This window comes from Streptomyces sp. NBC_00887 (genome assembly GCF_045207585.1).
On record NZ_CP108788.1, the window covers coordinates 1,578,110 to 1,592,217 of the forward strand.

12 protein-coding genes, 1 tRNA gene and 2 pseudogenes are annotated in these 14,108 nt (G+C 69.0%); 6 read left to right on the forward strand and 9 right to left on the reverse strand.

All coding sequences use genetic code 11. The features are described 5' to 3' along the window. Nucleotides 1-15: 15 nt before the first annotated feature. Entirely contained in the window at nucleotides 16-675 is a 660-nt protein-coding gene (locus OG844_RS07160; protein ID WP_384603578.1) for a hypothetical protein, read from the reverse strand. A 47-nt stretch (nucleotides 676-722) separates the two neighbouring features. On the opposite strand from OG844_RS07160, the gene OG844_RS07165 reads away from it, so the two are divergent. Then, entirely contained in the window at nucleotides 723-911 is a 189-nt protein-coding gene (locus tag OG844_RS07165) for a DUF5703 family protein (RefSeq protein WP_185301746.1), read from the forward strand. A gap of 69 nt (nucleotides 912-980) precedes the next feature. Here the strand turns inward: OG844_RS07165 and OG844_RS07170 are convergent, their stop codons facing one another. The 3 genes from OG844_RS07170 to OG844_RS07180 form a co-directional block, all read right to left on the reverse strand. Beyond that, the gene (locus tag OG844_RS07170; protein WP_406388889.1) at nucleotides 981-1,745 is read right to left on the reverse strand and encodes a chaplin family protein; all 765 of its coding nucleotides are present in this window, start codon (nucleotides 1,743-1,745) and stop codon (nucleotides 981-983) included. Between the two features lie 135 nt (nucleotides 1,746-1,880). Beyond that, on the reverse strand, nucleotides 1,881-2,114 hold the full coding sequence (gene chpH, locus OG844_RS07175) for a chaplin ChpH (protein WP_406388891.1): 234 nt from the start codon (nucleotides 2,112-2,114) through the stop codon (nucleotides 1,881-1,883). Nucleotides 2,115-2,278: 164 nt separating this feature from the next. Beyond that, nucleotides 2,279-3,604 carry a M20/M25/M40 family metallo-hydrolase gene (locus tag OG844_RS07180; protein ID WP_406388892.1) on the reverse strand — a complete coding sequence of 442 codons (1,326 nt, stop codon included), beginning with the start codon at nucleotides 3,602-3,604 and terminating at the stop codon, nucleotides 2,279-2,281. Between the two features lie 181 nt (nucleotides 3,605-3,785). On the opposite strand from OG844_RS07180, the gene OG844_RS07185 reads away from it, so the two are divergent. After that, nucleotides 3,786-3,873: transfer RNA gene (locus tag OG844_RS07185), tRNA-Leu, on the forward strand. 45 nt (nucleotides 3,874-3,918) lie between these two features. On the opposite strand, the gene OG844_RS07190 is transcribed toward OG844_RS07185, so the two are convergent. The 3 genes and pseudogenes from OG844_RS07190 to OG844_RS07200 all read right to left on the reverse strand — a co-directional run bounded on the left by OG844_RS07190 (nucleotide 3,919) and on the right by OG844_RS07200 (nucleotide 8,734). Further along, nucleotides 3,919-6,471 carry an alpha-L-arabinofuranosidase C-terminal domain-containing protein gene (locus OG844_RS07190; protein WP_406388894.1) on the reverse strand — a complete coding sequence of 851 codons (2,553 nt, stop codon included), beginning with the start codon at nucleotides 6,469-6,471 and terminating at the stop codon, nucleotides 3,919-3,921. Between the two features lie 133 nt (nucleotides 6,472-6,604). Then, nucleotides 6,605-7,632: pseudogene (locus OG844_RS07195) on the reverse strand (family 43 glycosylhydrolase). A 43-nt stretch (nucleotides 7,633-7,675) separates the two neighbouring features. Next, nucleotides 7,676-8,734, reverse strand: coding sequence for a rhamnogalacturonan acetylesterase (locus OG844_RS07200; RefSeq protein ID WP_406388896.1), 1,059 nt, complete (start codon nucleotides 8,732-8,734; stop codon nucleotides 7,676-7,678). Nucleotides 8,735-9,120: 386 nt separating this feature from the next. Between OG844_RS07200 and OG844_RS07205 the strand changes: the two are divergent. Continuing rightward, nucleotides 9,121-10,332: pseudogene (locus OG844_RS07205) on the forward strand (immunoglobulin-like domain-containing protein); the annotation flags it as partial. 202 nt (nucleotides 10,333-10,534) lie between these two features. On the opposite strand, the gene OG844_RS07210 reads toward OG844_RS07205, so the two are convergent. Then, on the reverse strand, nucleotides 10,535-11,266 hold the full coding sequence (locus tag OG844_RS07210) for an SUKH-3 domain-containing protein (protein WP_406388898.1): 732 nt from the start codon (nucleotides 11,264-11,266) through the stop codon (nucleotides 10,535-10,537). A gap of 517 nt (nucleotides 11,267-11,783) precedes the next feature. Here OG844_RS07210 and OG844_RS07215 point away from each other — a divergent pair. Genes OG844_RS07215 through OG844_RS07225 form a run of 3 tightly spaced genes read left to right on the forward strand, consistent with a single transcriptional unit; the run spans nucleotide 11,784 to nucleotide 13,383 of the window. Then, a complete protein-coding gene (locus tag OG844_RS07215; protein ID WP_406388899.1) occupies nucleotides 11,784-11,945 on the forward strand; it encodes a hypothetical protein in 162 nt (53 codons plus the stop codon). Nucleotides 11,946-11,983: 38 nt separating this feature from the next. Then, on the forward strand, nucleotides 11,984-12,511 hold the full coding sequence (locus OG844_RS07220; RefSeq protein ID WP_406388901.1) for a sigma-70 family RNA polymerase sigma factor: 528 nt from the start codon (nucleotides 11,984-11,986) through the stop codon (nucleotides 12,509-12,511). Beyond that, nucleotides 12,508-13,383, forward strand: a complete 876-nt coding sequence (locus OG844_RS07225; protein ID WP_406388903.1) for a hypothetical protein — start codon at nucleotides 12,508-12,510, stop codon at nucleotides 13,381-13,383. Before OG844_RS07220 ends, OG844_RS07225 begins: the two co-directional genes overlap by 4 nt. Nucleotides 13,384-13,442: 59 nt before the next feature. Here the strand turns inward: OG844_RS07225 and OG844_RS07230 are convergent, their stop codons facing one another. Further along, a complete protein-coding gene (locus OG844_RS07230; protein ID WP_406388905.1) occupies nucleotides 13,443-13,835 on the reverse strand; it encodes a hypothetical protein in 393 nt (130 codons plus the stop codon). Nucleotides 13,836-14,108: the final 273 nt, after the last annotated feature.

Genomic DNA, 14,108 nt, shown 5'->3' on the forward strand with positions numbered 1-14,108 from the left:
CCTTCGTCCGCGGAGTCAGGAGCCGCCGACCACCGACACGTCCGCGTCTCCGTCCAGCTCGTCCTCGTCGAAGACCGAGCTGACGTCGAAGCGGCAGACCACCTGCGCCGGATCGGCGTCGTCGAACGGTGCCCCGAGCCACTCCCCCGGCTCGGGAAGCTCGTCCACTGCGGAGACCCACAGCGTGGAGTCGCCCTCTTCCAGTCCGAATTCCTTGTGCCGGGACGCGATCTCGTCCACCTCGTACTCGCCGAACAGCACGCCCAGCGCGGCATGCACGCTGGTGCCGACCACCGGCACGGTGTCGCTGTCGTGCTGGTCCGGGTCCAGGTCGGCGAGCCGCTGGGCCTGGGCCAGCAGCCGCGGGGGTTCCACCACCGCGTAGTCGCGCCTGATCAGCACACTGAGGGCGTGCGGCTCCTCCGGACCCGCGTACGGCGGCAGCGAGTCCTCAGCGCCGGGGATCTCGAAGGGGGTGACCTCGTCGTAGCGGTCGTAGAGGAATTCGTCGTAGACCTCGGCCGCAGCGGCCAGTGCGTTGAACGCGTCGAAAACAGCGGGGTCGTCGTCCCCCGTACGTCGTTCGACCGCCTCGAGGTGGCGGTCGAGCGCGGTTTTGACTGCATCGGCGGCGGCGCGTACCTCGGCAGCGGTGGGCTGCGCAGCATCAGACATAGTGCAGACGCTATCCGTACCGGGGCTCTGCACGCACAATAGATGCGATGCCGGAATACGAATTTGTCGACGTGTACGTGCCGCGCGGGGTCTCCCGCAAGGAAGCGACCCGCCTGCTGACCGACCATGCCGAGTACGGGCACTGGGAGTTGGACCGCCTGACCCTGCGCCTGGACGGCAGCCGCCGCGTCCGGTTGCGCCGCCGGATCATCCGCCAGCTCCGGGCCACCTGGTAGCGCGGAGCGGGTCCCGCGCCTGCGGAACCCGCTCCCTGAACGACGCCGTACGCCGAAGTCGCGGTGCCGTTATGCGGCGCTGCGCGAGCGGCGGTACAGGACCGTACCCGCACCGGCGAGCAGCAGGCCTGCGCTCGCCGGGACCAGCAGGTCGAGCCCGCCCGCACCGGTCTGTGCGAGCTGCGGGCCGGGCACGAGCTGGGCCTCGGGAGCGGGCGGAACCTGCGCGGGCGGCAGGGCCGGCTCCTCGGGGGTGTGGGGCGTCTGCGGTACGACGGGCGGAGGGCTGACCTCCGCGTCGTTCTCGCAACTGTTGCCGAAGACCGGGTTGAGCAGGCCACCGATGGTGACGCTGTTGCCGCAGACGTTCACGGAGATCTCGACCGGCACCTGCACCTGGTTGCCGGAGCCGATACCGGGTGACCCCTTCGCCTCCCCCTGAGCGGAGGCGCCCGGGGCGCGGTGCCTGCCGGTCCCCTCTCCGCCGCCCAGGCCCTCGTGCCCGGAGGCCCGGCTGCCGGAGCCGGACCTGCCGTGTCCGTGACCGGACGAGGCGCCGTCTTCCCTGGAGTGGCCGGGACCGGCGTCCGCCGATCCGTTTCCGCAGTCGTTCCCGCCCGTGGGATTGAGCAGGCCGACGACGTTCACGGAGTTTCCGCAGACGTTGACCGGTACGTCGATCGGGACCTGGATCGAGTTCCCCGACAGCACCCCCGGTGAGTTCGACGCGCCGCCTGCGGCTCCCGAGTCGGCGTGTGCGTAGCCACCACTGAGCGCGAGCACGCCGCCCGCCGCTGCCATGGTGATCAGGCCTTTACGTGTGACCTGTCGCATAGGTTCGTTTCCTGCCTTCTGCCTTCCGAATGCCCTCGGCACAGCCGTGCGAGGGCCGAATGCCCAGTGGCCCCGGAGTGCATGGCGCACTCCGGGGCCGACCGGACTCACACCCTTACGGGTTGGTGTTCAACGTCAGCTGTTGACGCAGACGTTGCCGAAGGCCGGGTTCAGCAGGCCGATGACGGAAATGGTGTTGCCGCACACGTTCACCGGAACGTGGACCGGGACCTGGACAACGTTGCCCGAGAGCACGCCGGGGCTGCCGATGGCAGCACCCTGGGCGCCGGCGTCGGCAGAAGCCATACCCGCACCCGCGAGCACGAGACCACCGGTAGCAGCCGCGACCGCGACGACCTTCTTGATCATTATTCCTCCTGGTTGACAAGTGCGATCCCAGCCGCGGACCGCATCACCTGTAACGAGGAGGGAGTTGGGGGGCTACGAGTGCGCGACCCCTTTCATCCTTTCCGGTGAGGTACGCACACGCTGGCGAATTCGGCTGCCGGCAGCGCGCCCTCTGCTCCAGGACCTCAGGAATGGTCGATGAAGCGGTCGAGCACCCGGGTGCCGAATTTCAGGCCGTCCACCGGCACCCGCTCGTCCACACCGTGGAACATGCCGGCGAAGTCCAGCTCCGGCGGCAGCTTCAACGGGGCGAAGCCGAAGCAGCGGATGCCGAGGTCGTCGAAGGACTTCGCGTCGGTACCGCCGGAGAGCATGTAGGGAACGGCGCGGGCGATCGGGTCCTCGGCCTTGAGCGCGAGCTGGATCGCGTCCACCAGGGAGCCGTCGAAACTGGTCTCCAGCGCCTTGTCGCCGTGCACGTCCTCGCGCTTCACCCGCGGGCCGAGGATCCGGTCGAGGTCGGCCAGGAACTCGTCCTCGTAACCGGGCAGGAAGCGCCCGTCCACGTGCGCGGTGGCCTGTCCGGGGATCACGTTCACCTTGTACCCGGCGCCGAGCATGGTCGGGGCGGCGGAGTTCCGCAGGGTGGCGCCGACCATCTTGGCGATCCCGCCGAGCTTGGCGAGCGTCGCCTCCATGTCCTCCGGGTCGAGCGGGGTGCCCAGCGCGTCGGACAGCTCGTCGAGGAAGGACCGCACGGTCTTGGTCACCCGGACCGGCCATTTGTGGCGGCCGAGCCTGCCCACGGCCTCGCAGAGCTCCGTGATCGCGTTGTCGTTGTTGGTCATGGATCCGTGCCCGGCCGTGCCGTCCACGGTGAGCCGCATCCAGTGCATGCCCTTCTGCGCGGTCTCCACCAGGTAGAGCCGCAGGTTCTCGTTGACGGTGAACGAGAAGCCGCCGACCTCGCCGATCGCCTCGGTGACGCCGTCGAAGAGGTCACGGTGGTGGTCGACGAGGTGCCGCGCCCCGTACGTGCCGCCCGCCTCCTCGTCCGCGAGGAAGGCCAGCACGATGTCACGCGGGGGCTTGCGTCCGCTGCGCATGCGGTCGCGGACGACCGCGAGGGTCATCGCGTCCATGTCCTTCATGTCGACCGCGCCCCGGCCCCAGACGCAGCCGTCCGCGATCTCGCCGGAAAACGGGTCGTGCGTCCAGTCGACCGCGTTGGCGGGGACCACGTCGGTGTGCCCGTGGATCAGCAGCGCGGGCTTGGAGGGGTCCTCGCCCTCGATCCGGGCCACGGTGGATGCCCGGCCCTTGTGGGACTCGATGATCTTCGGTTCCAGCCCGACCTCGGCGAGCTTCTCGGCGACGTACTCGGCGGCGAGCCGCTCCCCGGGGCCCGAGTGGTCGCCGTAGTTGCTGGTGTCGATCCTGATCAGGTCACGACAGAGGTCCACGACCTCATCCTCACCGGAGACGGTCCGAGTCGTGTTGGTCTCGCTCACGCTGCTTCCTTCCACTGTCGCGGTGGTGCTCCCCCTCATCCTCGCGCGCCTGCCCCGCACACCCAAGACCGCCCGCTCCTCGTTACGTGCCTTTCACACCATGGGGCGTGATCGAGCACCCCCGAATGTTTGCTATGGTTTTCCACGTCGGAACGGGCCCTGCCCGATCGACACACACCCGGTCCGGGTGGCGGAATGGCAGACGCGCTAGCTTGAGGTGCTAGTGCCCTTTATCGGGCGTGGGGGTTCAAGTCCCCCCTCGGACACCAGCAGAAAACCCCCAGGTCACCCTGGGGGTTTTCGCTGTTCCGGCCCTATTCCCTGATGCGCAGGAAGGTCACGGAGTGCGCCGGGAACGTGTGGGTGAGTACGCGTCCGTCGACCCTCAGGGTCGATTTCCGTGGCGCCACCTGCCGGTCGTCTGCGGTGTTCACCGCGTCCGGGGCCGCCTGGAGCGTGGTCAGCCGGGCGGTCCGCGAGGCCGGCCTCGCCCCCAGGTCGATCCTGGTCCTGGCATCCGACGCCTGGGCGTTGACCACCTTGACCACGAGCTCGCCCGTGGCGTCGTCCCGGGTGACCACCTGCCGGAAGGGTTCGGCGGGCTTGTCGTCGGTGAAGGTGCCCCACTGCTTCCCGTCGAGGAAGAGGGTGACCTGCCGGTCGCGCACCTGGATCCTGAGGTCGTACGCGCGTCCCGTCTCGATCTTCGTGCTGTCCTCGGTCATCGTCTGGTTGGCGCCGTCGACCGTCTTCTCCACTGCGGAGCGGGTGTTGCCCCAGCCTCCGAGGTTCCACCAGTACTTGTTCCCGGTATCCTTGACCCCGAAGGCGACGAGGAAGCCCTCCTTGCCCGCCTTCTTCGTCGCCTTGACCCGCAGGTCGTAGTTCTGCCAGCCGGTGTCGCCGGCCGTGACCAGGGTGTTCTCGGCGCTCTCGTCGGACTGGACGTACGCGCCGTCCTCGACGGCCCAGGCGCCGCAGCCCGCCGCCTTCGTCCACTGCGCGTCCCCGGCCGAGAAGTCGTCGCTCAGCAGAGGGGTGCCGTCCTCGCCGGTGACCTCGACGTGGTCGTACGCGGCGCTGGTCGCCCAGGTCGACAGCCCGACGGCGCCGGTGATCGGCGCGGAGACCGCGGGTGTGGTGGAGGCGGTGCTCGGCACGACCCGGTCGCCGACGTTGTTCATGAAGAGCTTCTGCACCTCATAGTTCGCCGACCCCCATGACTTCTCGTTGTCGAACCAGATCATGTCCGGGCGCCACTGCGCGTCGCTCGTGTCGGCGAGCAGCGGGGCGTAGGAGGCGAGCTTCACGACATCCGCGTTGCGTTCGAGGCCGGTCATGAAGGCGGCTTCGGCAAGGGCGTTGGAGAAGCGGTTGTCGAGCGACGCGTATTCGCCGAGGAACACCTCGGGGCCGTTGCGGTCGTAGGTGTCGTAGCGGGCGTTGTTCTCGAGGAACCACTGCGGGCTGTTGTAGTAGTGCTCGTCGACCATGGCGACGTCCGCGGCACGGTTGAGCTGCCAGGCGCGGTCGAAGGTGGTGCCGCTGTCGTCCGGGCCGGAGTTGCTGACCACGGTGATGTCCGGGTACCTGGCCTCGATGGCCTCGCGGAACTCGGTGAAGCGGGTGAAGAACTCGTCCGGGAGGTTCTCCTCGTTGCCGACCTCCAGGTGGGTGAGTCCGAACGGCGCGCGGTGGCCCATGGCGGCGCGCTTGGCGCCCCAGGTGGAGCCGGCCGGGCCGTTGGCGAACTCGATCAGGTCGAGCGCGTCCTGGATGTGCCGTTGCAGCAGGTCCGGGTCGTCGGTCGCCTTGTTCTGGCCGCAGCCGGTGACCAGTGCGGGCACGACGGGCAGCGCCATCGCGCCGATGTCCTCGGCGAACTGGAAGTACTCGTAGTAGCCGAGGCCGTAGGTCTGGTTGTAGCCCCAGAAGTTGGCGTTGACGGGACGCTGCTCGACCGGGCCGATGGTGTCCTTCCACTGGTAGGAGCGCTTGCGCTCCCAGCCGGGCGCCTCGTACGCCTCATGGCTTCCCGTGTTGACGAGGCAGCCTCCGGGGAAGCGCAGGAAGCCGGGTTCCAGTGCGGCGGTCTTCTCCGCGAGGTCCTTGCGGAGGCCGTTCGCCCGTCCCTTGTAGGTGTCCCGGGGGAAGAGGGAGATCATGTCGAGCCGTACGGTGCCGCTGCCGCCGGCCGTCACGGTGAGCCGGCCGTCCGCGGCCGCGGTGCGGGCGGTGAGGGTGCCCGTGTACTTCGCCCAGCGGTCTCCACGCACGGTGATGCGCAGCGGTGCGGTGAGCGCGGTGCCGTCCGCGGCGGTCGCTCCGACGGTCAGCGCGGTGCCCTCGGCCCGGTCGGTGCGCGCCCAGACGGAGAAGTCGTAGCGGGCGCCCCGGCGTATGCGCAGGCCCTCGTTGTAACCCGAGTTGGTCACCCCGAAACCGGCCTGTCCGCCCGCGCCGCCGGCGAGGTCGAGGCGCAGGTACCGGCGGTTGCGTTCGTTCAGACGGTCGTCGTCGTCCACGGTCAGGGCCTGCCCCGTGCCGCCGGACACCGCGGTCGGACTCCAGGCGGTCATGGCCGAGTACGCGGCGTTGTCGGCACGGTCGTACTCGAAGGATCTGTTCTGGACGAGTTCGGCGTACAGCCCTCCGTCGGCCGCGTGGTTGATGTCTTCGTAGAAGACCCCGTACATCGTGTCGTCGATGGTGGGGCCGGTGCGGTCCGGGTGCACGGTGAGGGAGTAGTCGGTCGGCTCGGCCACCGGTGCGGTGCCGTCGGCGCGGGCGGGTGCGGCCACCAGCGTTCCGAGGAGGAGCGCGACGACGGGGACGGTGAGCCGGGGCCACAGGTGCGGGTACGGCATGGATGCTCCAGGAGTTCACTGTTCGATATATCGGACGTTGCCCAGAACTTCGAACGCAAGATAGGCAGGGACATGGGGCGCGTCAATGCCGCGGACGGGTCCCGGCACCGGTGGGCGGGGCCGGTTCCGGATGTCACTCGGAGTCGGCCACCGGGATGCCGAAGTCCGGTGTGCCGTCCGCCTTCCAGGCCAGCCGCTGGATCCGGGTGTGCCGGTTGGGGTCGTGCAGCGGGTCGCCGGCGATCTCCCGGTACGGCCGTGCGTGGTAGACGAGCACGTCGGTGCGGCCGTCCTCGGCCACGGTGAAGGAGTTGTGGCCCGGGCCGTACTGACCCGTTCCTCGCTGCTGGTGAAGACGGGCTCCGGGGACTTGGTCCAGGAGGCAGGGTTCATCAGGTCGCTGCGGGCGTCCGCGGTGAGGAGGCCCACGCAGTAGTTGGCATCGGTCGCGCTCGCGGAGTACGACATGAAGACGCGGCCGTTCCGCTTGATCACCGCGGGCCCTTCGTTGACCTTGAAGCCGACACATTCCCAGTCGTACTCGGGTGTGCTGAGGCGGATCTGGGGCCCGGTCAGCTTCCACGGGCCGGCCATCCGGGAGAGGAAGAGCCCGGTGTTGCTGTCCAGGCCGGGCTCGTGCTGGGCCCAGACGAGGTAGCGGTCTCCCCGGTGGGTGAAGGTGTGGGCGTCGAGCGAGAACGTGTCCCAGGCCGTGGCAAGCTGCCCCTTCTCGGTCCAGGTGCCGCGGAAGGGGTCGGCGCTCGCGTTCTCCAGCACCCAGATCCGTATCCTCCACACGTCGTCCGCGGGCGCCGAGGCGAAATAGACGTACCACTTGCCGCCGATGCGGTGGAGTTCCGGCGCCCAGATGTGGGCGGCCATGTCCCCGGTGGTGTGCCGGGTCCAGATCACCGCTTCCTCGGCGGTGCTCAGGCCGCGCAGGGTGCGGGAGGAACGCAGGATGATCCGGTCGTACTCGGGGGCGCTGGCGGTGAAGTAGTAACGGCCGTCGGTGTGCCGGGTGATGTGCGGGTCGGCACGTTGCTCGACCAGTGGATTGCGGTACGGGGCGCGTGGCGCCGCGGCGTGGGCGACGCCTGGTACGGCGGTGAGGGCTCCCGCACCCAGGGCTCCCCTCAGCACGGCCCTGCGGCTGGGCATTTCGGCATGGTTCACGGCGATGGCCTTTCGTCGGGGTGCGGGGTCACCGGACCGTGCGCGGCGCAAGGAGCTGCTGGGCGCGCAGTTCACCGAGGACGAGCGCGGCGTACTCGGTGGCGCCTCGCGTGGAGGTGTGGGTGTTGTCGCGCTTCTCGTTGTAGAGGTAGAGGGCTTTGGAGGCCTCGGGGCCGAGCTCCTCGACCCTCGCCCTGGTCAGGGCGGTGAGGTCGACGAGCGGGGTGTCCTGCTCGGCGGCGAGGGTGCGCGCCTCGGCAGGCAGGTCCACGCCCAGGCCGTTGACGATCAGCGCGGTGCCGTTGTCGAGCGTGCCGTCGGTGTTGAACCAGCGGCGGACGATCGGGGTGACGAGCACGGGCCGGCCGCCCTCGGCGCGCACGTCCTCGATCATCGCGGTGAGGTTGGCCCGGTAGGTGGCGCGGTCGGTCTGCTTGTCGTTGTGGGCGAGCTGGATGAGGACGAGGTCGCCGCGGTGGATTCGGGCCCGGAGGGCGGGGAACAGGGCCGGGTTGTCCCGGAAGGTCTGCGAGCTCTCCCCGGAGTCGGCGTAGTTGGCGACGGAGAGCCGGTCCGTGAGGTACTGCGGGAGCTGCTGCCCCCAACCCGAGTAGGGCTCACCGGGCTGGTCACAGACGGTGGAGTCGCCCGCGAGGAGGATCTGGGGCGTGCGGACCCGCTCGACCCGGAGTGCCGCGAGCCGCGGTGCCGTGCCGCCGAAGGCGAGGTCCAGTCCGGGGCTGCCGGCCGGCCCCGTGGGCTCGCCCTCCGGCTCGCGCACATCCACCGTGAAGCTGCGGCGCAGGGTCTCACCGGCCGCGTTCGGGGTCTCGGCGAGCACGGCTCTTCGCGTCTCGGCGGTGACCGCCGTCGAGCCGGCCTCCACACCTCCGAGAAGGACCCGGACCCGGTACGTACCGGGAGCGACGTCGAAGTGGCAGACGACCGGGGCCGTCCCGGTGCAGCGGTCCAGGCCGTCCGGCCCGGCGGCGGTGCGGCCCTGGGCCACCGCGGGAGTGACCGCCAGGGCGGTCAGGGCGGCAGCGGCGGTGCAGGCGGTCAGCAGGAGTGTTCCGGCTCGGCGCATGGCGAGGCTCCTCCGGGTCGAGTGATTCGGGGTCGAGTGATTCGGGGTCGAGTGATTCAGGGTTGGGTGATTCGGGGCTGGGTGATTCAGGGTTGGACGTCAACGGATTGAATGGATTCAGCGGGCAGGACCCTACGCGGGTCGGCAAGCGCTTTCTACAGGGCGTGCGAATTCGTCCGCGACCCTTGACGAGGGCCCTCAACACCCCTAGCGTCGGTCCGATTTGACGAACAGCGTCCGGTATTCCGAACGACTTCGGGAGAGACATGCGTCCGCACCCCGCGAGAAGAGCCCTTGCCCCTCTGCTGCCTCTCCTGTCCCTCGTCGTCGGCCTGCTCGCGTTCCCCGGCAGCGGCCCCGCCCACGCCGGACCCGCGGGGATCAGCGACGGGGCCGCGACCTCGCAAGCCGCGGCCGCGCTCACGGTGCACGACCTCGCCGACGTGCGCGGCAATCTGACGCTGCCCGCCGCCGGGGCCCACGGCACCACCGTCACGTGGAGGTCCCACCGGCCCCGGGTCATCGACGCGACGGGCATCGTGCACCGCCCGGCGCCGGGTGCGGGACCGACGAGCGTGGAGCTCACCGCCCTGGTCACCCGGGGCAGGGCGGCCGCGCGCCGTACCTTCACCGCGGCCGTGCCCGAACTGCCGCAGGAGCGGACGTACACCGGCTACGCCATGAGCTACTTCACGGGCGAGGGCACCGAGGACGGCGAGCAGATACGGATGTCGCTCAGCCGTGGCGACGACCCGCTGCACTGGCAGGAGCTGAACGGCGGCGAGCCGGTGCTCACTTCGGACCTCGGCACCAAGGGGCTCCGCGACCCGTTCGTCATCCGCTCACCGGAGGGCGACAAGTTCTACCAGATCGCCACCGACCTGCGGATGTACGGCGGCGCGGGCGGCAGCTGGGACCAGGTCCAGCGCACCGGCAGCAGATCGGTCATGGTCTGGGAGTCCACGGACCTGGTGAACTGGACCGACCGGCGCCTGGTGGAGGTCGCGCCCGACACCGCCGGCAACACCTGGGCCCCGGAGGCGTACTACGACGAGAAGCTCGGCTCGTACGTCGTCTTCTGGGCCTCCAAGATCTACGCGGCGGACGACCCGGAGCACACCGGCAGCACCTACAACAAGATGCTGTACGCGACCACGCGCGACTTCCGCACCTTCACCGAGCCGGAGGTGTGGCACGACCCCGGGTACTCGGTGATCGACTCGACGGTCATCCGCCACGACGGCAGCTACTACCGCTTCACCAAGGACGAGCGGAACCCGTCGTCGGACACCCCGTGCTCCAAGTTCATCACGGCGGAGAAGTCTCAGGACCTCACATCCCGTTCGTACGGCTTCGTGACCGACTGCATCGGTAAGGGCTCGGTCGACCGGGGCGAGGGCCCCGCGGTCTTCAGGTCCAACACCGAGGAGACGTGGTACCTCCTCATCGACGAGTTCGGCGGGCGCGGCTACGTACCGTTCGAGACGGACGACCTCGACTCGGGCAGGTGGACGATGTCCGCGGACTACGCACTCCCGGCGGGCGCCCGGCACGGCACGGTACTTCCGGTCACGCAGGAGGAGTACGAGCGGCTGCTCGGCTCCTGACGGCCGAGCTGTGAGGCCGGCCTATGTCCAGGCCCTTCGCTCGTCGCGCCGCACGCCAGGCGACGGACGTGGACCAGCGGGTCTCAGCGGGCGTCGGACAAGTCGCTGGGGCAGGACCCCTGTTGACGAGGCGTGTTGAGACAGCCGGTTCGGAGCACCACTGCCGTTGCACGGTATGCGATGGCGACTCACCTCAACCGATACGCCGTGGAGATATGCCCAGGACGAGTTTCTCCAGTGCCTCCCGGGCCGGGCCGAACGTCGCTATCCACGTCTCGATCAGATAGATCTCGCTGGTCTCGTCGATGCCGAGGAAGAATCTGCCCTCGTCGAGTTCACCGATGGGGAAGATGTCCCGTCCCACCGTCGAGCTCCAGTCTGCGAATCGGTCCTCCTCGCCCACCGCGAGTTCGGGATCGAAGGTGAAGGGCGTTCTCGCACAGGTGATGCCCGGCCCGCTGATCTGGACGTCCAAACCTCCGAACTCCGTCAGGAAGCGGTCGGCGGCCTCATGCAACCGCACCAGCCCAGTTGCCTCCAGCCTCTCGCGCCACTGTTGAACGGGGACGCGTCGCTCCGGCCGCCATCCGGCCGCGCGCAGCGTCTCCTCGACCTCACCGGCATCCCGCCGGGCCGCCGCATCTGCCTCGACCCACGCCTGATCCACGGGCACGTTCTCAGGCCAGCCCGGCCGCCACTGGGCCAGCCACTCGTCGAAGTCCTCGCGCAGGAACTGGCGCACTACGGGCTTGAGTCGCACCTGCGGCCGCATATCGGCCCACCAGACCTCGAACTCCGCCACGGTCCCCACCGTCGGCCAGCGCTCCGCGGCGGACGGAAGCAGCAGCACGTCGACGAACCCGCCAACCGGAAGGCCGATGTCGACGAAGATCCCCGTCGCACCCGGATTCGGAACCGCGGTCACCGTCCCTGAAAGCCTCTGCCCCAACCACAGGCCTCTCCGAGCCCGGATCCACTCTTCGACGCTGACCATGAAGCGCATTCTCGCAGCGGAATCACGGCAAAGGGGTTATGCGGTTGCAACCGTACTTGTTGTCTCGAGGCCAGGCGCATCAGATCGGCCGACGCCGGACGAAGAGGCCACCGCGCCGGCACGTAGGTTCCGAACCTTGTCGAAGCGTGAGCTACATCACTCCAAAAGTTTGCTGCATTCGCGCAAATTTACGCAAATTGCTGATCGTACGATGAATTTGCTGGTGGTAGCTCTGGCGTTCGGGTGGCGCGGGATGGCTATTGATTCTGGATAAGCAGTAGGGAACACCTGTGTGTCACCAAGGCTTGGCGCTGCGTAACCTTTCTCGAATTACCCCTGCACACCTGGCCATTGGGTGGCGTCGTTGTAAGTGAAGGGCGCACAACCCGCGCACTTCCCGGGCTTGAGAAATCCGCCCGGCTCTTCGTACGAGCAGAGGCCTGCGCCTGTGACGATCCAACTCGTAGGTGACCTGATGATGCTGGCTGTCACGATCCGCGTCTTCGGTCAGGACGCCATCACGCTGCTTCGCCGTCTGGCAGCCGCAGGCGTCCGGGCCGGGGTGAGCGAGATGAGCCGCCGCCCCCACGACGGGAAGGAAGGGCGGTGACCGAGAACCGACACTGCACCCGGCGGGGTGGCGAGCCGATGACACAGCAGCCCCCCGACCACGCCTTCACTGCCTTCCACCGGATGAAGCGCCCGCACTACGTCCACTACGCCGAGACGTTCCTGCACAACCGTCACGACGCCGAGGAGGCGACCGACAGCGCCTTCGAGCAGCTCTACCGTTCCTGGGGCAAAGTCCTGAGCAGCGACAATCCGGACGGCTATGCCTGGACCGTCATGCGCAACAAGGTCACCGACCACGTCCGCGCCCGTAACCGCCGGCCCCCACTGCTCGACGACGAGGCCTTCAACACGGTCGCCTTGCGCGACGCCGTCGATCCGTACGGCCAGATCACCGAGTCCCTCGCACTTATGCGCGCCATGCGCCAGCTCACCGAACGCCAGCTCGACGTCATGGTGATGACTTGCCTCCACGCACTCAACGCGACCCAGGTCGCCGAAGCGCTCGGCATCACCAGCGCTACCGTCCGATCCACGGTCCGCCACGCAACGCGCAGACTGCGCGACATCCTGGGCACCGACCACACCATGGAAGGACGGCGATGACCCCCCACATCACGGAGTTCCTCTCCCGAGCCCGCCTGGTCACCACCCCCTACACCCAAGAAGACATCGACGCCGCCGAGGCCCGCCTCATCGCTCGCATCCACACGAGCACACCACCCGCCGCCGCGCCTCCGGCGCCACCCGCTGCTGTCCCGGAAGAGCCGACGGAGCAGCAGGCAGCGCAGAACCTGAACACCCTCTGCGAAGCCGTCGTCACCCGCAAAACCGCCCTCAGCACCCTGAACACCTTCCTCACCCCGCAACTCCCCGAGCCCCCGGGCGCCCGGGTCCTGGGCTGCATCCTCCAGCTCGCCGAGTCCGAAGAGAACGCCCGCTTCTGGTGGCAGTACGCGGCCGGCGCCGGAGACCCTGCAGCCTCCTACTGCCTGTACCTCCACCACCTCGCGCTCGGCGAGCACGGTGAAGCCGACTGGTGGCACGAACAGACCGAGCAGATCCAGAGCGCTCTGCCCTCCAGCGACGACTCCACCGACGCAGAGCCCCGCATCAAGAACGACGTGTCCGATGCCGTCACCGACGCACTGCACGCCGTAACGACTACCGACGCGAGCCTGTTGCCCACTGCTCTGCGCATCCTGGGCGCACTCAAAACCGAATCCGAACCGGCTCCGGTGCCGGAGGTGGTAGGCGCCGTACTCGACTACGTCCCCGCAGCCGTCGGCCCCATCGGCGACTTCGAACTCCCCCTGCCTGCCCCTGGCTTCACCGACCACATCCGCACCCTCACCAAGACCACCGGCCCGCCCGCTCCCAGCCGACCGCGGGTACGCAACCGGCTCCAGACCCGCCCCAAGGCCGCAGGCTCGCTCATTGCCTCCGCGCGTCGGCATTCCACCTGGTGCTGGGGGTGAAGCCGCCGGTAGACCTTCGGGAAGGTCTGCTGCGCACACGGGTGTCACGCCCCCAGACGTCAGTTCAGACTCGCCATGAAGCCCCCGTGGGCGGAGCCGGAGCCGACCAGGTAGGCCCGATCGAGCACCTCGGGCAGTTCGTCGAGTGACAGGACGACGGCGCCACCGGCTCGTTCTGTGTCCGTGCACCAGTCGCCCATTTCGCCGGCCTCGGCACCGTTGCCCGTATCGATGACCGGGGCCGCTGCGGCAGGGATGATGAACCCAGCCTCGCCGGGCCCGTCCACGACACACAGGGTGAGTTTGGAGACGATGTTCCACCCCTCGCGCCGGGGTACCGCGCCGTCAGGTGCGGCCAGAACGGGTAGAACGCCATGAACCGGGGCTACGGACAGCAGGAGCACAGGGGTGGCCCCCCGAATGAACTGGGTCTTCTCAGGATTCAGAAGCATCGGGGCACTCTGGCAGGCGGGTGGGGCCGGAGCGGCGGCGGGGCGGCCGGCGCGCTGCAGTGCCGGGACGTGGCCTCGGCGCGCTCCGAGCACCCGGCCAGGATTCCCGGACGAGCTGGTGCAGGCGTAGCGGTCCTGGCTCGCCGCCGTCCCTCGCTCACCCCTTGGCCGGCTCAAGGCTGAGCACGACGACCTCGAGCACCACCGCGCCGTAGCGGCTGATACCGGGACCACCGTCCCACCCAGCAACTGCCCCGCAAGCAGGCAACTGTG